Genomic DNA, 22,532 nt, shown 5'->3' with positions numbered 1-22,532 from the left:
GTCAAAATCCCTCGTCTGAAAATATCTTGCGGAAAACTTGCACCATCATGAATCACTATTGTGGTAAAGCCGCATTTTTTACGATCTTTAAAGAAAATCTCAGACGCCAATGAATGCGATGTTGCTGTTTTCTGTTACGCTCATTTTGAAGTTTTGTTGTTTTTATATTATCCGAAATCAGAATCATCTTTCACGGAGGAAGTAATGTGGAATATTTCGATACGCGCGCGTCTTAATTTTGCGATGTACGGACTTGGCACCTTATTACTGTACTGCTGATTGCTATTGGCGGATTTATGGGAGTGAGGAAGTCAAATCAGTCATTGCAAACGGTCTACGACGACAGACTGGTGGCAGTTGGTCAGCTCGATATCGTGATCCGAGCCATTCTTCGCAATCAGATCGAACTGGCCAGCGCCTTATCCGTTCCGCCAGAAGCAATCCCATCTTATCTTGATGAAGTCAAAAAAAATAAGGCAATAGCGGACAAAGAGTGGGCTGATTACATGGCGACGTATCTGACGCCGGAAGAAAAATTGCTGGCTGATCAGTTTGTGCAAAGTCGTTCGCGGTTTCTGGAAAAGGGACTGGTGCCGACGGTGAAAGCCTTGCAGGACAAAGATCAGAAAACTGCAGCCGAATTATTCCAAGGGGCCGTAAGGACTGAATTTGAATCGGTCAAAAAAAATATGGATGCGCTTTTGGCATTGCAACTGAGAGTGGGAAAAGAAGAATATCTGGACAGTCAGGCGAATTATCAGCGTTTTATCTGGGTGGCAGGATGTATTGTGACGCTGGGGCTGCTGGTCGCCATTGGTATGCGTTTCTGGTTGGTGCGTTCGATTTCCGAGCCGTTGAACCGCGCTGTAGATTTTGCGGATGCGATAGCGGCTGGGGATCTGACGCGTCAGATCCGGATTGATTCGCACGATGAAATCGGCGGATTGCTGCTCGCATTACAAAAAATGAGCCATAACCTCCAGGAAATTGTGCGGAAGGTCAGGCACGGAACCGAAACGATTACTACAGCCTCGACGGAAATTGCCAACGGTAATTTAGACCTTTCCGCGCGAACTGAGGCGCAGGCAGGGTCGTTAGAGGAAACGTCCTCGTCTATGGAGGAACTCAACTCTACAACCAGACAAAACAGTGATAATGCGCGTCAGGCGAATACCCTTGCTGCGTCTGCCTCCTCCATCGCAACCAAGGGCGGGGAAGTGGTTTCCCGCGTGGTCGATACCATGGGTTTCATCAATGCGTCATCGCAGAAGATCGTCGATATCATTAGTGTCATTGACGGTATTGCTTTTCAGACGAATATCCTTGCGCTGAATGCCGCCGTCGAAGCGGCGCGCGCAGGTGAGCAGGGCAGGGGATTCGCAGTTGTGGCATCGGAAGTGCGCAATCTGGCGCAGCGATCTGCCGCAGCCGCCAAGGAAATTAAAACTCTGATTACCGATTCGGTTGGTAATGTTGAACAAGGTAACCGACTGGTCGCCGATGCGGGCAATACCATGCAAGAGGTGGTCAGCAGTGTTCGGCGGGTAACGGACATTATGAGTGAGATTACGGCCGCCAGTCGTGAGCAGGAAATCGGAATTGAGCAAATTAACGAGGCCTTAATTACGATGGATGGCGTGACTCAGCAGAATGCTGCGCTGGTGGAGCAGGCTGCGGCCGCGGCCAAATCGCTGCAAGATCAGGCCGAAGAACTGGAGCGGGTCGTCAGCGTATTCAAACTGCAGTATCAGCAGGAGGCAAGCATGGCTGGCGGGCGCGCTCCGCAGAACCGGAAGCTTACTTTACTCGCCGGCTGAATGATGCCGTGAATTTATCTGAATCGACTTAAAAAAACAGACCGGACATCCTATGTTGACCGGTCTGTTTTTTTTTCATTGTTTTCCTTCGCCGGGATTCCGCTCAGAAAAAACTCAGCAATCCCATTGACCTCAGTCATTCATCAGAACTCTTCCCATTGATCGGCATCCCCTTTCTTTGGTGGTGCCTGCGTTGTCAGCGTTTTCTTTGCCGGTGAAGTTTTTACGATGTTGCGTGCTGTCTGACGCGGTGGATTTGCCTTGCTGGCGGGGCGTACCAGTTTAGGTTTCGGTCTGGCTGTACTGCTGCTGATTGGCGTGGCAGTTTCATTTTTTAATTGAAAGATACTGACGGCACTCAGTAAATGCGCCGACTGTTCCTGCATCGCTGCGGCTGCTGCGGCTGCCTGCTCCACTAAGGCAGCATTTTGTTGGGTGACGTTGTCCATTTCAACGATCGCCAGATTCACCTGGGATATGCCTGCACTTTGCTCGGTGGTCGCTGCAGTAATTTCCGCAATAACATCGGTTACTTTACGTACGCTTTCGAGAATATCGTTCATCGTTTCCCCTGCCTGATCGACCAGCTGGCTACCGTGATTGACGCTATCTACAGAGTCATTGATCAGCGCTTTAATTTCTTTTGCTGCTGTTGCGGAGCGTTGTGCGAGGTTACGAACTTCCGATGCAACAACCGCAAAGCCGCGTCCTTGCTCACCGGCGCGTGCTGCCTCGACGGCAGCATTTAACGCCAGAATGTTCGTCTGGAATGCAATGCTGTCAATCACGCCGATGATGTCAACAATTTTTTGTGATGAGGCATTGATGACGCCCATCGTGGAAACAACTTCTGCGACAACAACACCGCCTTTCTTCGCCACATCTGACGCACTCAGAACGAGTTGATTTGCCTGCCGTGCGTTATCGGCATTGTGCTGGACGGTGCTGGTCAGTTCCTCCATTGATGACGCAGTTTCTTCGAGCGAGCTGGCTTGTGATTCGGTTCGGGATGATAAATCCATATTTCCTGAGGCGATCTCGGTAGACGCGCTGGAAATCGCTTCTGTCCCGGTACGTACATCACCGATAATTTTTGCGATACTGTCACGCATCGCCTGTATCGAGTACAGCAGGCTGGACTGGTCGTTGGCTTTCAGTTGTATATCTGCCGTCAGATCACCTTCTGCAATTTGTCGGGTGATTTCTGCGGCATAAGCTGGTTCACCACCGAGTTGCGACAACAATCCTTTTGCGATCAGTAATGAAATAAGTAATAAGATGCCAGTGAGTATTGCAGCTCCGACCGAGGACGAAAGCAGTCTTTCATAAAATGTGGCATTAACGGAATCGATATAAACACCCGAGCCTATGACCCAGCCCCAGGGCTTAAAACCTTTGACAAACGAGACTTTTTCTACCGGTGCCTCGCTGCCGGGTTTCGGCCACATATAGAAAACAAATCCTTCTCCATGGTCTTTTACCGTTTGTACCATCTCTGCAAACAGATGTTTTCCGGTCGGATCTTTATTTTCCGATAAATCTGCACCGTCAAGCGCTGGTTTGATCGGATGCATGACCATGTGAGTATTCATGTCATTGATCCAGAAATACTCATCCGCCCCATACCGCAATGCCCGTACAGCATCTTTCGCTGCTTGTTTGGCATCGGCTTCCGACATTTTGTTTTTGCTGGACAGATCGTAGTAATGCGCGACGAGTTTTTCAACGGTTTCTACCGTTTGCCTGACATTGCTTTCACGCTCATGCAGAAGCATGGCTTTTTCGGAAAAAAGAAACAGTCCTGTTAAGACAATAATGCCTAACACCGCACTGACAATAATGATGCGTAGCTGTCGGGCAATGCTCAGCCTCTGAATAACTGATAGTAGTGACATTGTGTCTCCAATCAAAAAGTTTTAGTTGCTTTAGCACATCTTTGCCGATTTTGATACTACTCCGCTTTTGTAAAATGGAATAAATAATTAACAATCTGTGGCAATTCACATTTAATTTCGAATATTCCACTGTTATTAATCTTGGATTGATGTGAAAAACATCAATTCTTTGCATGAAATCACGGTTGTGAGATGGTTTTTTCGAAAACGAATTGATCAAACAGGACGCACTGTGCAAAAATGTTCCGTTTCGCAATGCAGCAAAAAAAGATGCCGTTTGAATGTCGTTTGACTTTGCTGGCTTGCATGCTTATCGATTAAGGATATTTTTCAGTGCGCCCGATACAGAAATCACAAAAGTTAGCGAACGTTTGTTATGACATCCGTGGACCGGTGCTGGAAAAAGCCAAGCAGATGGAAGACGAAGGGCACAAGATCATCAAGCTCAACATTGGCAATCTGGCTGTGTTTAATTTTGATCCGCCGGATGAAATTGTGCAGGATATGATCCGCAATATGCACAATGCTGCGGGCTATACCGATTCCAAAGGTATGTTCGCGCCGCGTAAATCCATCATGCACTACACGCAGGAAAAATTTATTCGCGGCGTGACGATAGAGGATGTTTACATCGGCAATGGTGCATCCGAACTGATCGTGATGGGCATGAATGCTCTGCTCAATAGCGGTGATGAAGTGCTGGTGCCGGCACCGGATTATCCTCTATGGACTGCGGCTGTGAGTTTATCCGGCGGCAATCCTGTGCATTATGTCTGCGATGAAAGTGCCGACTGGATGCCGGATATCGACGACATCAAGAGCAAGATTACACCGAATACGAAAGCGATCGTCGTCATCAATCCGAATAATCCTACCGGTGCCTTGTATCCGGTCGAAATTTTGCAACAAATCGTCGAAGTCGCCCGCCAGCATCAGTTAATCGTGTTTGCCGATGAAATTTACGACAAGACTTTATACGACGAAGCCGAGCATGTTTCGATTGCTTCGTTAGCGGATGACGTGTTGTTCCTGACGCTCAACGGCCTCTCTAAAAACTATCGTTCTTGCGGCTACCGTGCTGGCTGGATGGTGGTTTCCGGTGAAAAGCGTCATGCTAAGGATTATATTGAAGGCCTGAATATGCTGGCCTCGATGCGCTTGTGTGCGAATGCGCCGGGACAGTTTGCAATTCAGACGGCGCTGGGTGGTTATCAAAGCATTAAAGATCTGGTCGGCCCTGGCGGTCGTTTATTGCGCCAGCGCGATCTTGCGCACAAGTTGCTGACGGCGATCCCCGGAGTCAGCTGTGTGAAGCCAAAAGCAGCGCTGTATATGTTTCCGAAACTGGACCCCGAGATTTATCCGATCCGGGATGACCAGGAGTTCATACATGAGCTGCTGACCGAGCAGCGTGTATTGTTGGTGCAGGGAACAGGTTTTAACTGGATCAAACCTGACCACTTCCGGGTGGTATTCTTGCCAAACGCGGATGATCTGACTGAAGCATTCGGACGTATCGATTATTTCCTTGAGGGATATCGTAAGCGTCACGGTACTAATTAATTCCAATTTACTGTTTAAAAATCATATGAAACCCATCAAAGTAGGTCTGTTAGGTATAGGCACTGTCGGTTCCGGCACTTTCAACGTCTTGAAGCGTAATCAGGAAGAAATTACGCGTCGCGCTGGCCGTTCAATTGAAATTGCGATGGTGGCAGATCTGAACATTGAGCGGGCACGTGAACTCACGAATGGTGAAGTGGAAGTCGTCAACGATGCCAATCTGGTCGTGAATAATCCGGATATCGATATCGTGATTGAGCTGATAGGCGGTTACGGCATCGCCAAAGACCTGGTGTTGAAAGCGATTGCGAATGGCAAGCACGTTGTGACTGCAAACAAGGCATTGCTGGCAACGCATGGCAATGAGATTTTTAAAGCGGCACAGGAAAAAGGCGTGATGGTTGCTTTTGAAGCGGCTGTCGCCGGTGGTATTCCTATCATCAAAGCCTTGCGTGAAGGCCTGACGGCCAATCGTATTCAATGGATCGCTGGCATCATCAATGGCACCACCAATTTCATTTTGTCGGAAATGCGTGACAAAGGGCTGGACTTCAATACTGTGCTGAAGCAGGCACAGGCATTGGGCTACGCGGAAGCGGATCCGACCTTTGATATCGAAGGTGTGGATGCGGCGCATAAAGCGACCATCATGGCATCGATTGCGTATGGCATTCCTATGCAATTCGATAAAGCCTATGTCGAAGGCATCACCAAGCTGGAAGCCAGCGACATCCGTTATGCCGAAGACCTTGGCTATCGCATCAAATTGCTGGGCATTACCAAACGTACGCCGGAAGGTATAGAGTTGCGCGTGCATCCGACGCTGATTCCTGAAAAACGTCTGATTGCGAACGTGGAAGGGGCGATGAATGCCGTGCTGGTGCAAGGCGATGCCGTTGGTGCGACGCTGTATTATGGTAAAGGTGCAGGCGCTGAACCAACTGCTTCTGCTGTGATTGCCGATCTGGTCGATATAACACGTCTTGCTACCGCAGACCCTGAACATCGCGTGCCGCATCTGGCTTTCCAACCGGCCGCGATCAGCGATCTGCCGATTTTGCCGATGTCAGAAATCGTCACCAGCTACTATCTGCGCATGCATGTCGAAGACAAGCCCGGTGTGTTGGCAGATGTGACCCGCATTCTGGCTGATCTGTCGATTTCTATCGATGCGATGCTGCAGAAAGAGCCGGGCGAGGGTGAAACCCGCACCGACATCATCATCCTGACGCATCAGACTAAAGAGAAAAACATCATCGCCGCGATAGAAAAAATCGAAGCACTGGCGACCGTGACAGGTTCTGTCATTAAGCTGCGTCTGGAAGAGTTGAGTTAAGTTACCCGGCAGCAGACTCTTGATGATCGTCGTTAAGAAATAGATGTCATCGAAGGTGTCGTAGTGTCGTACAGAAAAAGCGTGTTCATGAAATAATGAGCGCGCTTTTTTTTCGTCGGTCTGATCCTTGATCCGATGCGGACGCATAGACGATGAACTCAAACAGAAAGAGACGTGCAGGTGAAAGCTTTTTCGCTCCCCAGATTGCTGGCGTATGGCTTGTTTGGCTTTCCACTGGCCTTGCTGGCTTTGCCGATTTACGTCTACGTGCCACAGTTTTATGCCGAGCGCTTCGGCATGTCGCTGAGTCTGATTGGCTCTGCACTCTTGGTCTCGCGTGTGCTCGATGCTTTTTTTGATCCGTTGCTTGGCGCCTGGATAGACAAGCGCCCGGCAAACCAGGGATACGGACGCTTTATTCTTTATTCTCTGCCACTACTGATTCCCGGTTTTTATGCGTTGTTTCATCCGCCAGCGGCGACGATGGTGACGCCAATGCTCTGGTTTTTCTGTGCCTTGCTGATGGTGTATGCCGGATTCAGTCTCGCCAGTATCGCCTTTCAAAGCTGGGGCGCCGCGCTGACCCAATTGCCCGGTGAGCGTCTGCGCCTGACTGCGACACGTGAATTATGCGGCGTCGCCGGTGTCGTCACTGCTGCGTTGTTATCGCAATTCGCTGATATTTCGTGGCTGTCTGCGGTGCTGATCTGTAGCTTGCTGATCGCCACCTTTTTGTTGTTGCGTTTTACCCCTGATATGGTCAATCGTTATCAGGATCAGCAAAGTAGCCTGCGTTGGCGTCATTTGTTCTCGAATCAGTATTTCCGTTCATTATTTCTGGTCTTTGTACTCAATGGTATTGCAGCAGCGATCCCAGCCACCTTGTTTTTATTTTTCGCTAAAGACCGGTTGCAACTGGCAGCGCATTCCGGTGTGTTGTTGCTGCTGTATTTTGTCGCTGCCGCGATGTCACTGCCGTTGTGGGTCAGAATTGCGCAGCGCATCCACGAGAGTCGCGCATGGTTGCTGGCGATGTTGTTATCGGTGCTGAGTTTTATCTGGGCTTACAGTCTGCAAGCGGGCGATCTGACTGCCTTCGCGGTGATTTGCGTGTTATCCGGTCTGTGTCTTGGTGCTGACCTCGCTCTGCCGCCCGCCTTGCTGTCGGGCGTGATACGCCAGGCAGGGCATAGCGAGCACTATGAGGGGAGCTATTTCGGCGCGTGGAACTGGGCCAATAAAATGAACCTCGCACTCGCCGCAGGTTTGTCGCTACCTCTGCTCGACTATCTGGGTTACACACCTGGCATCAGCTCCGGCAGCGGATTGCAGGCGCTGTCATTCGCCTACACAGTCTTACCCTGCGTGCTGAAATGTCTGGCTGCTTTAGTGTTGTGGCGAGCGCCGTTGCGTAAGGTTTGACGCATCTACTTTTTACGATTGCGGTAACGTCAACGCAGAATTTTTTCGTGGAATTCTGCCGGGTAATCCTGATGCATTTTCACCAGCGTCGAGACGCGGGTGCCGTAGTTGGGTGAGACGATGCAGGGCGCGGAGAGCAGGCGTTCCATTTCAAACGAGACGCCGGTATCCGGCAAGCGGCAATCGGGGGCAGGATTGGTATTGGCGAGCATTTCAAAGAAGGCGTCTTCGGGGGCAAGCTGGCAAAGCAGGCTGCAGAATTCTGCTTTGGTCTTGATCACTTTGTGCCAGCAGGTGTCCAGCGCCGCATTGGAAATGCCGTAAATACCCGGCGCCAGCGGCAGGCCGTTACGCGGATCATCGGTGTGGCGGTTAGAAAACCAGATCAGGTCTTGCGTGTCACCGACGAGCAGGTTAAAGCCATTGTAGTGATCAACTTTGCCGCGCAATTGGGCGACGTAGTCCTGCGCAGACATGTCATTTTGCAGATAATCAGAAACCAGACCGCCACGTGAAGGTGCATCGTCACGTTTTTCGGAAGGCGCCCGGACGTTGGTGATGGCGGCAAATTTTCTGGCTGGCGCATCGGCTTGTGGGCTTTGTATTCCCAGCCAGGTGCCGCCGGATTGCAGATCGCGCCCTGCATAAATCTGCGGATGGTCTTGCCACCAGCCTGCGGGCGCCGCCGGGCGGTCATAGAATTCATCGCGATTGGCTGCGACCAGCAGCGGCGTGGCGGGGAGTAACTTCCATGCAAAAACGATCAGGCACATACATCTACATCCAAAAAATATTCAGTACGACGTTCACTGTACTGCAATTCAGCTAAGCCCGTTTGCTGCACCAGTTTTTCCAGCAGCGCGGAAAAATCACCGGGCACATTCGCGTACACCTCCATCCAGGTGTGCAGATCATTCGCAGATTCAGGGCGTCGTTGCAGTTTTCCCCTGATTCCCAATCGCGCCAGTACGAGTTGTTGCAGGGATTTTTCTGCCGCGATCACTTTTTCCTCCAGCGCGGTTCCGGCTTTGAAATAAATATAACAATCCATCGTGTGTTTTAAGGAAAAAGGGGGAGTATCTGCCAATTTACCGCTAATGTCCGCATAGAATAAGGGCTGTAAAAAATACTCCGGGGAGTATATTTTTGCCCTGAAATCACTTTTCTGAGCTTGTTTTGCGCTTATTTTGTGCGGACGAGGTCTGGATAAACGGTAGATTTAACGCGTGATATCGGTAATCTCGTAGGGTAATGGCAAGAGTTGTGCCAGCGGGCCGTCTATGCTGCCGCAACGGATCATGCCGCTTTCCTGATCTGCCAGCGTCATTTCGATTAAGGCCAGAGTGTTGTTCTCATTGATTTGTTCGGCATTCACGATCACGCCGCAGGGCTGTTTGTTTTCGCCAGCATTGGTATCGTCGCCATCGCTGACATTAAAAACATCCATGCCGTCGGTCAGCCCACCAGACGGAATCTGCGCCAGCGTCATGCGGCGTTTGAGTTTGCCCAGGTACTGGCTACGGGCAACGATCTCCTGACCCGGATAGCAGCCTTTTTTGAAATTCACACCGCCCACCAGTTCAAAGTTAATCATTTGCGGCACAAATTTTTCCTGCGTAAGTTGATTTATGTGCGCGATGCCTGCCTGAATCTCACTCAGATTCCAGTCGGCCGTATTGGTCGGCTGTAATTGTGAGCTGAGTGAGACCCAAGCTGCTGCGGCTTTGTCTGCAGGGCACAGCCATTGATAACGCGCGACATTCAGCACATCGGCACAACGGATCAGCGTCCCGGATTCATTGCTGACATGCGCGTTGGTCGCCGGTAAATCGGCAAACCAGTTTGTTAAGACCGATGCGGCCTGCGCGCCACCGAGTGCGAAACTGACATACTGCTCGCTGACATCGTTGAGTTTTACCTTGGCGCGCAGAACAAACATGCCCAATCGTTTTTGTACCGGTGCCTGTATAGATTTGGACAGTTGTAAAACGATCGCTGCATCGGTCTTCCAATACACAAAGCTGGCCAGCATCCGCCCCTTTGCTGTGCAATACGCGGCACGGCGAACTTCACTCGCGGACAAATGTTCTACGTCATTGCTTAGCTGGTTGTGTAAGAAACTAGCGGCATCGTCACCGTCGGCTCGAATCAGGCCGGTATCCGGCAGCAGTGTCACGAAGCCCTCTTGAAATGCTGCCTTGTTCCAGACCGATACTTGTCCGCTGAGTTTGCCATCGTTGATCTGTAGATGCTGTTGCTCTGTAAATTCTTGCCACATGATTAGATTTGCTTTCTGCTGAACTGAATGAAAACCGGCGGCATCTGCGCTGTCTGTGCGCGTTGCCTGCTGACGGTATTTTTGATGAATTATAGTAGCCTCAGCAAATCTTGGTGCAGCAGGCGCGTTTTTTGCTGCCCGACAACGGCAGGATCAGAGAATAGCGTAGCGACTTGCGTTACACTACGCGCCTCAGATTTAATTGGCATATGATTTCCGCCATCTTTTTTTCGCCATCGTTCCGCTATCAACCCACGCGCTTGTATGAGACTGATCAAAACTCTTTTTCTGTTGTGTCTATTGTCAGGCGCCGCTGCAATTGCAGGCTTTATTTACTGGACTGAGCAACCGATAGCAATGACGTCGGCATCCGTCGAATTTACGATCAAACCCGGTAGCGGCGTTCGCAGCGCGACGAAACAGATACAGGAAGCGGGCATTCCATTGCCGCCGTTTGCATTTGAAATGCTGGCACGCGTGACGGATAAGGCGAATAAGCTGAAGGCAGGTTCTTACGAACTGTTGCCAGGGAAAACCCCGGTTGAATTGCTGGATAAAATCGTCAACGGTGATTTTTCACAAGGTTCGGTCGCGATTATCGAAGGCTGGACCTTTGCACAAATGCGCAAGGTCATTGATGCGAGCACGGCATTGAGACACGATACCAAAGGGCTGACGGATGCAGAGTTGATGAAGAAAATCGGTGCTGAATTTAATGCAGGCGAGGGCATGTTTTTTCCGGATACTTATTTATTCGCCAAAGGCAGCAGCGATATACAGCTCTATCAGCAGGCGTATGCAAGTCAGCTAAAGCGTTTGAATGATGCATGGGAAGCGCGTGCCGCGAATCTGCCTTATCAATCGAAATATGAAGCGCTGATCATGGCATCTATCATCGAAAAGGAAACCGGTCAGCCGTCGGAGCGCGCACAGATTGCTTCGGTATTTGTGAATCGCCTGAAAACCGGCATGTTGTTGCAGACCGATCCAACGGTGATTTACGGGATGGGTGAAAAATATCAGGGGAAGATTTATAAGCGTGATTTGCTCACAGATACGCCGTACAACACCTACACCCGTGCCGGTTTGCCGCCGACGCCGATTGCCTTGCCGGGATTGGCATCGATTACGGCAGCCTTGAATCCGGCGCGCAGCGATGCTTTATACTTCGTGGCACGCGGTGATGGCACCAGTCACTTTTCAGAAAACCTGAGTGAACATAATCGCGCAGTGAATAAGTATCAACGCTAGAACTGTGACAGTAGCACAGTAAATAACGACGCTAATGAATGTCTGTCATCGCGGATAGTAATTACAAATACCAATAAAAAGAAAAAATGAAAGCAACTGGAAAATTTATAACGTTTGAAGGCATCGATGGTGCTGGTAAATCGACGCATATTGTGTATGTCGCCGAGCGACTCAGACAGGCACTGTCGTCACGCGGTGTCGAGGTCATCAGCTCACGTGAGCCTGGTGGGACGCCTTTAGGCGAAACCTTGCGCGAGGTATTGTTGCAACAAAAAATGCATCTTGAAACAGAAGCGCTGCTGATGTTTGCAGTACGACGCGAACACATCGCACAAGTCATCCAGCCTGCGCTGGAACGCGGCGACTGGGTTATTTCAGACCGTTTCACCGATGCGAGTTTTGCGTATCAGGGCGGCGGCCGTCATTTGTCGCTCGATAAGCTGAATGCGCTCGAACAATGGGTGCATCCGGATTTGCAACCCGATCTGACCTTGTTGTTTGATGTGCCACTGGCGGTGGCGCGCGCACGTCTGGATGCGACCCGCGAACTGGATAAGTTTGAACAGGAAAAAGCGGATTTTTTTGCCGACACCCGCAATGAATATTTGCGCCGTGCGGCAGAATTTCCGCAGCGTTTCCGTATTATTGATTCCGCCCAAAGTATCGCTGCTATTCGTGATGAACTCGACGGCATCATTGATGCGCTGTTATTGTCTGCAACAGAACAGAATCAAGTAAATCAGATTCATCAAGTAAAAACGGGTAACGCCTGATATGACCAATCCGCTTTTCAGTTGGCAAACATCTGCGTGGGACTATCTGCAATCATTGCAAGGTCGCATGCCGCATGCATTTTTGTTGCATGGGCCTGAAGGCATAGGAAAAACGGTCTTTGCTGAGCACATGGCAAAGTCTTTGTTGTGTGAGCAGCCGGATGCTGCCGGACATGCGTGTGGTGCTTGCGGTTCCTGCGGCTGGTTCAGCCAATACAGTCACCCTGATTACCGGCGCGTCCGCCCAGAATTGCTGGATGAGGAAGAAGCATCTTCGGCTGACGCTGATAGCGAGCCCGCCGCAAAAACGAGCAAAGCGAGCAAAACGCCATCGAAAGAAATTGTGATCAATCAGATCCGGGCGCTGGCGGATTTCATGAACTTGTCCACGCACAGACAAGGGCGGCGCGTGATTGTGCTCTATCCGGCCGAGGCGCTGAATATTCCGGCGGCGAATGCCTTATTAAAATCGCTGGAAGAACCCGGCGTGGATACCGTATTTATTCTGGTTTCGAATAGCATTGATAAACTGTTGCCGACGATATTATCGCGTTGCCATAAACTACCGATGGGGATGCCGGAACGATCGGTTGCGCTCGCGTGGCTCAAGCAGCGCGGCGTGAGTGATGCCGATGTCTGGTTGGCACAGCAGGGCGGTGCGCCGCTAGCTGCACTGGCGATGGCCGAGTCAGATACGCGTACAGAGCTGGATGATTTCCTACGACAATTAGCGCGCCCCAGTGTCGATACCAGCCTGAAGTTGGCCGATAAAATGCAAAAAATGGAGATGCCGGTGACGGTTGCGTGGATGCAGCGTTGGCTTTACGATATATTTTCTTACAAACAAAGCGGGAGAATCCGGTATTATCCTCGCTATGAAAAAGAGGTAAAGGCGTTGGCTTCCGCTATATCCAATGAAGCATTACTGAGCTTGATCAAGAGCAGTAACGAACGTCAGGCAATCGCGACGCACCCTTTATCGCCGAAATTATTTTTAGAAGATATGTTGCTTGAGTATTCTGCACTCTTCGCATAACCGCAGCGAAAGTATGTCTATGTCAGATTTAGCATTAGAACCGATGCACAATGCACCGAATCGCCCGTCAGTATTATCTCTGGCGATTAAGGAAAAAGCCGCGTTATTTGCTGCTTACATGCCGTTTCTGAAGAACGGCGGTATTTTTGTTCCGACCAATAAGGCGTACCGTCTCGGTGATGAAATATACCTGATCCTGACTTTGCTCGATGATCCTGCAAAATACCCGATTGCAGGTAAGGTGGCGTGGGTGACACCGGCCGGTGCCGGCAATAATAAGTCTCAGGGTATAGGCGTTCACTTTCCCAGCGACGAAAGTGGAACAAGAATACGCTTGCGTATAGAAGATGCGCTTGGTGCCGCTATACGTTCTAATCGGCCTACACACACAATTTAGAGTATCATGCCGGATCATTTTTCATACAGAATCGCCAATTTTGACGATTTGCCAGCGATTGTCGCTATTTATAATTCGACGATCGCCTCCCGCCAGGTGACAGCCGATACGGAACCTGTGACAGTGGAATCGCGGCATCAATGGTTTTACGATCACGCGCCAGAGCGTCGGCCTTTATGGGTCAGTGAACAGGATGGTCAAATTACCGGTTGGTTGTCGTTTTCCAATTTCTATGGACGCCCCGCATATGCAGGAACCGCGGAATTATCGATTTACCTGCATGAAAATGCGCGCGGCAAAGGTCTGGGAAAGCACTTTTTAAGTCTGGCGATCGGGCACGCGCCGGCAATCAATGTCCATACCTTGTTGGGATTTATTTTTGGCCACAATACGCCTAGTCTGAAATTGTTTGAGAATTTCGGATTTGGAACCTGGGCTCACATGCCACGTGTTGCCACTCTGGATGGGATAGAGCGCGATCTGATTATTGTCGGCAAGCGTGTAGCCTGACATCCCTGTTCAACGGCTTGGTTATTATGGCAATCTGCGCAGGCAGGTTGCCTTTCATTTTTTATAGGAATTCAATTCATGCTCAGTTATCGTCACGGCTTTCATGCTGGCAATCATGCCGACGTACTTAAGCACCTGGTCTTAATTCAGTTGCTGCAATACATGAATCAGAAAGACGCAGCATATACATATATCGATACCCATTCCGGCGCAGGCTTGTATGCACTGGACAGTGGTTATGCCATGAAAAATGCTGAATATGAGACTGGTATTGCTCCTTTGTGGGATAAAAAGGATCTGCCGCCAGCGCTGGCAGAATATATGGCGCTCATCAAAGATCTGAATCCCAGTGGCAAAATGCGTTATTACCCGGGGTCACCATACTGCGCCGATAAGGTCATGCGTGAGCAAGACCGGCTGCGCTTATTCGAGTTACATCCGAGTGAAATCAAGATACTCAGTGAGAACTTCCGTAAGCTCGATGCGCACGCCGCCGAACAGGGGCGACGCCCAACGGTACGTGGTAAGCGGGTCATCATTTCCGATGGCGATGGCTTTGAAAGCATGAAGGCATTATTACCGCCACCATCACGTCGTGGATTAGTGCTGATTGATCCACCGTATGAGGTGAAAGACGATTATCGTCGCGTTAAAGTAGCTCTGGAAGATGCATTGAAACGCTTTCCGACAGGAACTTATGCCGTATGGTATCCGGCATTACAACGTCAGGAGTCGCGACAACTGCCGGAAAAATTGAAGCGACTGGCGTCAAAAGAATGGCTGAATGTGACTTTATCTATCAGTGGGCCATCGCCTGACGGATTTGGCTTGCATAGCAGCGGTATGTTTATTCTGAACCCGCCCTGGACCTTGATGGCAACCTTGAAAGAAACGATGCCGTATCTGGTTGCAGCATTAGGACGTGATAAAGATGCCCGTTTTGAACTGGAAAGTGGCGCACCGTTGACGGGCATGAGCGCAAAAGCATTGCGCCCTCAACGCGGATAACACAGAAATAATGAAAACTTGACGGTAGTTATTTGCATAGCAGTAATTATTCTTGCTTGTTTAATAAAAAGGGTAGCAGACATTGCGTGTCTGCTACCCTTTTTTTCATTATCAGGAGCAGCTTATTTTTTCCGTTTTTGCGCAGCGCAATATGCGGGAATGCGTTGCCAGAAAAGAGTTTGTAATAAATAGAGGAAATTCTCTAAGAGCATATGTTGCTATGCAAAAAAAATAGTGATTGACGGATTAGTACGGTCGTACAAAAATCAGCTAAGAATAAAATTTAGAAAATGCAGTTAAAAACGAAGTAAACAACTTAGTAGTTCATCAGAGGAGAACAAATGTCAGCGTACCCTAAGAGTCCGGTCATGGGCCAAATGATGCAAAAGCCTTTGCTTATCTCAAGCCTTATTGAGCATGCGGATCGGTATTTTGGACAAAGCGAGATCGTCTCTCGCCGCGTTGAAGGTGATATTCATCGCTACAACTATACTGAGTGCCATCGCCGCTCGAAAAAGCTGGCGAATGCTTTATCGAATTTTGGCGTCAAAATAGGTGACAGAATAGCGACGCTGGCATGGAATGGTTATCGCCATCTCGAAGCGTATTACGCCGTATCCGGCTCCGGAGCAGTGCTGCATACCATCAATCCACGTCTGCATCCCGAGCAAATCACTTACATCGTGAATCATGCCGAAGATCAGTATCTGATGTTTGACATCACGTTTTTACCGATAATCAAAGCGATTGCGCCGCATTGTCCTACGGTAAAAGGTTTCATCATGATGTGCGGGCGTGAACACATTCCCGAAGACAACGGGGTTCCGAATCTGTTGTGCTATGAAGAATTGATTGACGCGAATACAGATGATTTTGTCTGGCCATTATTTGACGAAAATTCGGCTTCCAGCCTGTGCTACACATCGGGTACAACAGGCCATCCTAAAGGTGCTTTGTATTCACATCGTTCTACTATTTTGCATTCGTATGCATCGGCAATGCCGGATGGACTGAATGTATCTGCAAGGGACTCTATCGTTCCTGTGGTTCCGATGTTTCATGTGAATGCGTGGGGCTTGCCGTATTCAGCACCATTAACCGGTGCGAAACTGGTTTTCCCCGGTCCGCACCTTGACGGTAAATCCTTGTATGAATTATTTGAGCAGGAAAAAGTGACTTTTTCTGCCGGTGTTCCGACGGTATGGTTAGGTTTGCTGAACTACGTGGAGCAAAATAAACTGACGTTCTCTACGTTCAGACGCACTGTTATTGGTGGCTCAGCCTGTCCTCCGGCGATGATGCACACGTTCCGCCACACCTATCACGTCGAGGTCGTGCACGCCTGGGGAATGACGGAAATGTCCCCGCTAGGAACGGCTTGTTCCTTGCTGACCAAACATATGGATCTGAGTGAGCCGGAAAAAGAAGCTGTGCTGACCAAACAAGGACATGTGTTGTACGGCGTTGATATGAAAATCGTCGGCGATGATGGCAAAGAGTTGCCTTGGGACGGTAAGACGTACGGCAATCTGTTGGTCAAAGGCCCGTGGATCATTAATTCGTATTATAAAAATGAAGGTGGCGAAGTGCTGGAGGATGGCTGGTTCCCGACTGGCGACGTGGCGACGATCGACGCCGATGGCTTTATGCAGATTACCGACCGCAGCAAAGACGTGATCAAATCCGGTGGCGAATGGATAGGTACGATAGATCTGGAAAACGTTGCAGTTTCTCATCCGGCGGTGATGCAGGCGGCGTGTATCGGTATTTTTCATCCTAAATGGGATGAACGTCCTTTACTGCTGGTGGTAAAAAAGGCAGGGGCAGAAGTAACGAAAGAAGAACTCTTACAATTCTTTGAAGGTAAGGTCGCGAAATGGTGGCTGCCGGATGACGTCGCATTTATCGATGCATTGCCATTGGGTGCAACCGGTAAAATTTTGAAAAACAAACTGAGAGAACAATTTAAGGAGCACAAACTACCGACAGCTTAAAAGTTCAGATTGCATTACTTTGGCTGCCTCTTACATAAAACATTCCAATGAGGCAGCCAGCGCAAGACAAGTCAGCAGGGTAAAAAATTTCCATTCCTAAAAAACGGAGAGAGACAAATGAAATTCCCATTACGCGCATCTTTCGTCGCAATTGCATTCGCTTTAACTTCACCAGTATCGATGGCAGAGAATATTAAAATAGCCTACATCGATCCTTTATCCGGCCCATTTGCACCGGTTGGCCAGAACATTCTGAATTCCTTCCAATATATCGCCGATAAGGCAAACGCTGAAAAATGGGCAGGCAATAATACTTTTGAAGTCGTTGGCTTTGACAATAAAGGCAGCCCACAAGAGTCACTGAATGTACTGAAAACAGCGATCGATAAAGGTTTCCGTTATATCACGCAAGGTAATGGTTCTGGCGTCGGTCTGGCATTACTGGATGCAGTCAATAAATACAATGAGCGCAATCCGGGTAAGGAAATCATTTACCTGAATCATGCCGCCGTCGATCCTGATATGACGAACAGTAAATGTAGCTATTGGCATTTCCGTTTCGATGCCAATTCCGACATGAAGATGGAAGCACTGACGACTTATATGGCAGCAGATAAGACTGTGAAGAAGGTCTATATCATCGGTCAGAATTATTCTTTCGGTCATCAGGTAACGCGGGCTGCGAAAGAGTATCTCGCACGCAAACGCTCTGACGTACAAATCGTCGGTGATGATCTTCATCCTATCGGACAGGTCAAAGATTTTTCCCCTTACATTGCCAAAATCAAAGCTTCCGGCGCGGATACCGTCATCACAGGAAACTGGGGCGCCGATCTGGCCTTGCTGATTAAGGCAGCCAAAGACGCCGATCTGAAAGCGAACTTTTATACCTACTACGGTTCGACCACAGGCGTGCCGACTGCAATGGGGGCGGCCGGTATCGATCACGTGAAATATGTGGGCTACTGGAATGTGAATAATGAGACCTACGCCGGTAAAGATATCGTCGAGGGATTTAAAGCCAAATATAAAGACGACTACTATTCCATGGCGACGTATTCCATCATTCAGGCAATGTCGCAAGCGGTAAAACAAGCAAAGAGTGCTGAGCCGGCGAAAATTGCTGCTGCACTTGAAGGTGCGACCTTTAAGAGCCTCAATGGTGAAGCGGTGATGCGTAAGGTTGACCATCAGTTGCAGCAACCTCTGTACATTGCGACCTGGGTAAAAACCAATGGTAAAGATGTGAAGTTCGATCAGGAAAATACAGGACTGGGCTGGAAAACAAATCAGAAAATTGATGCGTTTGTAGCTTCCCAGCCTTCGTCTTGTCAAATGAAGCGACCAGGTTAATTTTTTAATCTGAAAAGAGAGTCATGCCACAATTGACTCTCTTTTTTTGTCACAAAATAGTACGATCGTTCATAAGATGTCGCTGAAAGGGATGTTGCTGTGGAATTTACCCTTATTACTTTGTTGAATGGGATCAGTTATGGACTGCTGTTGTTCATGCTGTCATCTGGCCTGACACTGATTTTCAGCATGATGGGTGTGCTCAATTTTGCGCATGCCAGTTTTTATATGCTGGGTGCCTATTTTGCCTACATGCTGAGCTCCAAATTTGGATTCTGGACGGCTTTTTTTATCGCGCCTTTGCTGGTCGGCGTTCTCGGCGCCTTGGTTGAGCGTTACGGTTTGCGCTCTGTCCATAAATACGGGCACATTCCGGAACTGCTGTTTACGTTCGGATTGTCGTATGTGATCGTGGAAGTCGTGCAACTGATCTGGGGGCGATCCGTTGTTCCTTATGCGATTCCGGCCTCACTGGATGGGCCGCTGTTTACTCTCTACACCACAACTTTCCCGATTTATCGCGGCTTCATGATGCTGGTCGCCTTGCTCATGCTGCTGTTTATTTATCTGCTACTCACCAGAACCCGGATTGGTCTCGTGATTCAGGCGGCATTGACACATCCTGATGCGGTAGAGGCGCTGGGACATAATGTGCCGCGCGTTTTCATGCTGGTATTTGGTGGTGGTTGTGCGCTCGCAGGTCTGGCCGGCGTTGTCGGTGGTAACGCATTCGTTACCGAACCCGGCATGGCCGCGACGCTCGGCAGCATTATTTTCGTTGTCGTCGTCGTGGGCGGAATGGGATCGCTGGCGGGGGCGTTTGTCGCATCTTTACTGATCGGTGTGTTGCAGACATTTGCTGTTGCACTTGACCATTCGTTTGCCACCGTACTGGCTAAGTTTGGTGTGCTGATCAGCGCAAGTTCTCCTCTGTATTCTTTGCTGAGTCTGACGATTGCGCAGATCGCTCCAGTGATGCCGTATCTGTTACTGGTGTTGATTCTGATCTTCAGGCCGCGCGGTTTGCTTGGCACACGTGAGGGATAAAAATGACTACAACTTTAAAATATAAGCCCTTGAATCTGGGCCGCTGGCTGACCTGGAGTAGCTTTGCATTGATTCTGGTCGTCGCTCCGCTGATTTTTCATGAAGGTGCTGCCTTATCTCTGCTGTCGCAGATGGGGACGCTGATGATTTTCGGATTGTCTTTCAATATGCTGTTGGGACAGGGCGGTATGCTGTCATTTGGTCATGCAGTGTATTCCGGTCTGGGGGCATTTTTTGCAGTCCATGCGATGAATATGATCGCAGAAGGCAGTCTGCCGATTCCCGTCTCCATGATTCCGCTGGTAGGGGGGATTGCAGGAATGGGATTCGGAATTTTATTTGGCTACGTGACGACCAAAAAATCCGGCACTACTTTTTCCATGATCACGTTGGGGATGGTGGAACTGGTCTTTGCATGTTCGCTGATGTTCCCTAAGTTTTTCGGAGGTGAGGGCGGAATATCGACCAACCGGGTTATCGGACAGGCCTTCATGGGCATCACTTACGGGCCGCAAATTCAGGTCTATTATCTGATCGCATTCTGGTTGTTCGTCAGTGCAGTAGCGATGTTTGCTTTTACGCAGACCCCGCTGGGGCGCATGATTAATGCTGTCCGCGACAATCCTGAACGTGCTGAGTTCGTCGGTTACGACACACAATGGGTACGCTATCTGACCCTGATTCTGTCAGCATTTTTTGCCGGTATCTCTGGTGGTTTGTCTGCGATCAATTTTGAAATTGTGACGGCTGAAAACGTCAGTGCCATTCGTTCCGGTGCGGTATTGCTGTTCACCTTCATCGGCGGCATAGGCTTTTTCTTCGGCCCATTGATCGGAGCTATTCTCGGTGTGTTTTTAACGGTGATGCTGTCGGACTTCACAAAAGCATGGCAATTGTATCTGGGGGTATTTTTCATATTGATCGTGATGTACGCGCCCGGTGGTATTGCCAGCATCCTGATGATGAATTTGCGTCTGGTGAAGTTTTCAAAATTTGGCCGCGTCTGGCCAGTCTTGTGGAAACTGTTGGTTTCATCCTTGATCGGTATCGTCGGTCTGGTGCTGGCCATAGAGATGCTGTATCAACTTTCTCTCGAATCAACACAAAATCCTGTGATTTCCATTTTTGGTATGACATTCAATTCTGTTGGTGGCGGCTCGTGGGCCATTGCTTTACTGACGCTGGCGACAGGTGTTGCCGGGTTTGTCCTGTTTAAAGCACCTTTCCAAAAAGTATGGGGCGAGGTGAATACCGAAATAGAAGAAGCTATGCGGAGGGCGCAGGTATGAGTGGTTTTTCGCTGGAATTAAAAGACGTTCGGAAAAGTTTCGGCAGCGCTGAGATTATCCGTGGTGCCAATCTGCAGGTGCCGAAAGGGGAACGATTTGCCATTATCGGCCCTAACGGTGCCGGAAAATCAACCTTATTTAATCTGATTTCAGGACGATTCGGTATCAGTTCGGGTGACATTCTCCTGAACGGCAACAGCATCCGGAATCTGAAGCCATACGAGATTAATCGCAGTGGTTTGTCGCGTAGTTTTCAGATTACGAATATTTTCCACCGACTCACTGTCTTTGAAAATTTACGCTGTGCAGTTTTGTGGTCGCTGGGCTATAAATATTCGTTCTGGCAAAGGCTGAACGGCCTGAAAGATGCTCAGGAACGTGCAGAACATGTGCTGGAACAGATAGGCTTAAAACGGCGGCGTGATGTCACTGCTGGCTTGCTTACTTATGCAGAACAACGGGCGCTGGAGATCGGTATTACGATTGCTGGTGGTGCAGACGTGATTTTGCTGGATGAGCCAACTGCAGGCATGAGCCGCTCTGAATCTGATGCGGCGGTTGAACTGATACGCAAGGTCACGGAGGGTAAAACTTTATTGATGGTCGAGCATGATATGAGCGTCGTTTTCGGGCTGGCCGATAAAATTGCGGTGGTCGTCTATGGCGAGGTGATTGCCTGCGATACGCCACAAAATATACGCAATAATCAAAAAGTCAAAGACGCTTATCTTGGTGGTCACGCACCGACGGAGGAACACGCATGAGTGCGCTGCTTGAAATTAAAGATTTAAATGCGTTCTATGGTAAAAGCCATGTACTGCACGGCGTCGATCTGCATGTCAATGATAGCGAGATCGTCAGTTTGCTCGGACGTAACGGAGTAGGGCGGTCAACCACGGTCAAAGCAACGATGGGACAAGTTCATGCAACCGGATCTGTCTTATTCAAAGGCGAGCAGATGATAGGTCTGAAAGCCTTTCAGATCGCGCACAAAGGCCTGGGCTACGTGCCGGAAAATCGCGATATTTTCCCGACGCTGACGGTAGAGCAGAATTTACTGCTAGGCGAAAAATCGAACACCAAGACGAAACCGCGCTGGGAAATGGAAGATATGTACCAGATGTTTCCCCGCTTGCGCGAAAGGCGCAATACCCTGGCTGGTGTGATGTCTGGTGGCGAACAACAAATGCTGACCTTGTGCCGGACGCTGATGGGGGATCCTGATCTGATCATGATTGATGAACCAACTGAAGGTCTGGCGCCGAAGATCGTTGAACTGGTGGCTGAGTATTTGAAAGAGCTGAAAAACCGGGGAGTTTCGGTGTTGCTGGTCGAGCAAAAATTAGCGATTGCACTACAGATTTCGCAGCGGGTCTATGTCATGGGACATGGCAGTATCGTGTTTGAAGGTACGCCCGAAGATTTGCTTGCCAACGACAAAATCAGACAAGAATGGCTGGAGGTGTAATCGGTCTGTTGAATGGCGAAAAAAGAAAATCAATAAAAATAACACGACCGTACTATTTTTAAGTTATAGTCAAGTTTGTGTGTGTTTCGTTTGAA

Annotated in this window: 20 protein-coding genes; 16 read left to right on the top strand and 4 right to left on the bottom strand. The window is 49.3% G+C overall.

Annotated features, from left to right (window positions below):
• Window positions 1-263: 263 nt before the first annotated feature.
• Window positions 264-1,817 carry a methyl-accepting chemotaxis protein gene (locus H8K26_RS06305; RefSeq protein ID WP_390366419.1) on the top strand — a complete coding sequence of 518 codons (1,554 nt, stop codon included), beginning with the start codon at window positions 264-266 and terminating at the stop codon, window positions 1,815-1,817.
• A gap of 143 nt (window positions 1,818-1,960) precedes the next feature.
• Here the strand turns inward: H8K26_RS06305 and H8K26_RS06300 are convergent, their stop codons facing one another.
• The gene (locus H8K26_RS06300) at window positions 1,961-3,712 is read right to left on the bottom strand and encodes a methyl-accepting chemotaxis protein (protein WP_190478173.1); all 1,752 of its coding nucleotides are present in this window, start codon (window positions 3,710-3,712) and stop codon (window positions 1,961-1,963) included.
• 333 nt (window positions 3,713-4,045) lie between these two features.
• Here H8K26_RS06300 and H8K26_RS06295 point away from each other — a divergent pair, with 333 nt between their 5' ends.
• The 3 genes from H8K26_RS06295 (at window position 4,046) to H8K26_RS06285 (ending at window position 8,033) form a co-directional block, all read left to right on the top strand.
• Window positions 4,046-5,275, top strand: a complete 1,230-nt coding sequence (locus H8K26_RS06295; RefSeq protein WP_190478171.1) for a pyridoxal phosphate-dependent aminotransferase — start codon at window positions 4,046-4,048, stop codon at window positions 5,273-5,275.
• 25 nt (window positions 5,276-5,300) lie between these two features.
• Window positions 5,301-6,611, top strand: a complete 1,311-nt coding sequence (locus H8K26_RS06290; protein WP_186897429.1) for a homoserine dehydrogenase — start codon at window positions 5,301-5,303, stop codon at window positions 6,609-6,611.
• Between the two features lie 180 nt (window positions 6,612-6,791).
• Window positions 6,792-8,033, top strand: a complete 1,242-nt coding sequence (locus tag H8K26_RS06285; protein WP_190478170.1) for an MFS transporter — start codon at window positions 6,792-6,794, stop codon at window positions 8,031-8,033.
• A 29-nt stretch (window positions 8,034-8,062) separates the two neighbouring features.
• Here the strand turns inward: H8K26_RS06285 and H8K26_RS06280 are convergent, their stop codons facing one another.
• The 3 genes from H8K26_RS06280 to ygfZ form a co-directional block, all read right to left on the bottom strand.
• The gene (locus H8K26_RS06280) at window positions 8,063-8,806 is read right to left on the bottom strand and encodes an NRDE family protein (RefSeq protein ID WP_190478168.1); all 744 of its coding nucleotides are present in this window, start codon (window positions 8,804-8,806) and stop codon (window positions 8,063-8,065) included.
• On the bottom strand, window positions 8,797-9,084 hold the full coding sequence (locus H8K26_RS06275; RefSeq protein WP_190478166.1) for a DUF4936 family protein: 288 nt from the start codon (window positions 9,082-9,084) through the stop codon (window positions 8,797-8,799). The genes H8K26_RS06280 and H8K26_RS06275 overlap by 10 nt, the downstream gene beginning before the upstream one ends.
• Before the next feature lie 168 nt (window positions 9,085-9,252).
• Window positions 9,253-10,311 (bottom strand): CAF17-like 4Fe-4S cluster assembly/insertion protein YgfZ, encoded by a 1,059-nt coding sequence (gene ygfZ / locus H8K26_RS06270; RefSeq protein WP_190478164.1) that lies wholly within the window; start codon window positions 10,309-10,311, stop codon window positions 9,253-9,255.
• 264 nt (window positions 10,312-10,575) lie between these two features.
• Between ygfZ and mltG the strand changes: the two genes are divergently transcribed.
• The 12 genes from mltG to H8K26_RS06210 all read left to right on the top strand — a co-directional run bounded on the left by mltG (window position 10,576) and on the right by H8K26_RS06210 (window position 22,437).
• A complete protein-coding gene (gene mltG, locus H8K26_RS06265; RefSeq protein WP_190478162.1) occupies window positions 10,576-11,562 on the top strand; it encodes an endolytic transglycosylase MltG in 987 nt (328 codons plus the stop codon).
• Window positions 11,563-11,648: 86 nt separating this feature from the next.
• Window positions 11,649-12,335 (top strand): dTMP kinase, encoded by a 687-nt coding sequence (gene tmk, locus H8K26_RS06260; RefSeq protein ID WP_190478160.1) that lies wholly within the window; start codon window positions 11,649-11,651, stop codon window positions 12,333-12,335.
• A 1-nt stretch (window position 12,336) separates the two neighbouring features.
• Window positions 12,337-13,371, top strand: coding sequence for a DNA polymerase III subunit delta' (holB, locus tag H8K26_RS06255; RefSeq protein ID WP_190478158.1), 1,035 nt, complete (start codon window positions 12,337-12,339; stop codon window positions 13,369-13,371).
• A gap of 19 nt (window positions 13,372-13,390) precedes the next feature.
• Complete coding sequence (locus H8K26_RS06250) at window positions 13,391-13,768, top strand: PilZ domain-containing protein (protein ID WP_186883761.1); 378 nt, start codon at window positions 13,391-13,393, stop codon at window positions 13,766-13,768.
• Between the two features lie 6 nt (window positions 13,769-13,774).
• Window positions 13,775-14,278 carry a GNAT family N-acetyltransferase gene (locus tag H8K26_RS06245; protein ID WP_186883399.1) on the top strand — a complete coding sequence of 168 codons (504 nt, stop codon included), beginning with the start codon at window positions 13,775-13,777 and terminating at the stop codon, window positions 14,276-14,278.
• A 78-nt stretch (window positions 14,279-14,356) separates the two neighbouring features.
• The gene (locus H8K26_RS06240) at window positions 14,357-15,286 is read left to right on the top strand and encodes a 23S rRNA (adenine(2030)-N(6))-methyltransferase RlmJ (protein WP_186883398.1); all 930 of its coding nucleotides are present in this window, start codon (window positions 14,357-14,359) and stop codon (window positions 15,284-15,286) included.
• Window positions 15,287-15,627: 341 nt separating this feature from the next.
• On the top strand, window positions 15,628-17,280 hold the full coding sequence (locus H8K26_RS06235; RefSeq protein WP_190478156.1) for a 3-(methylthio)propionyl-CoA ligase: 1,653 nt from the start codon (window positions 15,628-15,630) through the stop codon (window positions 17,278-17,280).
• 117 nt (window positions 17,281-17,397) lie between these two features.
• Window positions 17,398-18,633 (top strand): branched-chain amino acid ABC transporter substrate-binding protein, encoded by a 1,236-nt coding sequence (locus tag H8K26_RS06230; RefSeq protein WP_186883396.1) that lies wholly within the window; start codon window positions 17,398-17,400, stop codon window positions 18,631-18,633.
• Between the two features lie 99 nt (window positions 18,634-18,732).
• The gene (locus H8K26_RS06225; RefSeq protein ID WP_186883395.1) at window positions 18,733-19,680 is read left to right on the top strand and encodes a branched-chain amino acid ABC transporter permease; all 948 of its coding nucleotides are present in this window, start codon (window positions 18,733-18,735) and stop codon (window positions 19,678-19,680) included.
• A gap of 2 nt (window positions 19,681-19,682) precedes the next feature.
• The gene (locus H8K26_RS06220; RefSeq protein ID WP_190478154.1) at window positions 19,683-20,969 is read left to right on the top strand and encodes a branched-chain amino acid ABC transporter permease; all 1,287 of its coding nucleotides are present in this window, start codon (window positions 19,683-19,685) and stop codon (window positions 20,967-20,969) included.
• Window positions 20,966-21,733 carry an ABC transporter ATP-binding protein gene (locus H8K26_RS06215; RefSeq protein ID WP_186883393.1) on the top strand — a complete coding sequence of 256 codons (768 nt, stop codon included), beginning with the start codon at window positions 20,966-20,968 and terminating at the stop codon, window positions 21,731-21,733. The genes H8K26_RS06220 and H8K26_RS06215 overlap by 4 nt, the downstream gene beginning before the upstream one ends.
• On the top strand, window positions 21,730-22,437 hold the full coding sequence (locus H8K26_RS06210; RefSeq protein WP_186883392.1) for an ABC transporter ATP-binding protein: 708 nt from the start codon (window positions 21,730-21,732) through the stop codon (window positions 22,435-22,437). Before H8K26_RS06215 ends, H8K26_RS06210 begins: the two co-directional genes overlap by 4 nt.
• Window positions 22,438-22,532: the final 95 nt, after the last annotated feature.

The organism is Cognatundibacterium aquatile (assembly GCF_014699135.1).
GTDB classification, from domain to species: Bacteria; Pseudomonadota; Gammaproteobacteria; order Burkholderiales; family Burkholderiaceae_D; genus Undibacterium; species Undibacterium aquatile.
This window is presented reverse-complemented; position numbering and strand designations above follow the sequence as displayed.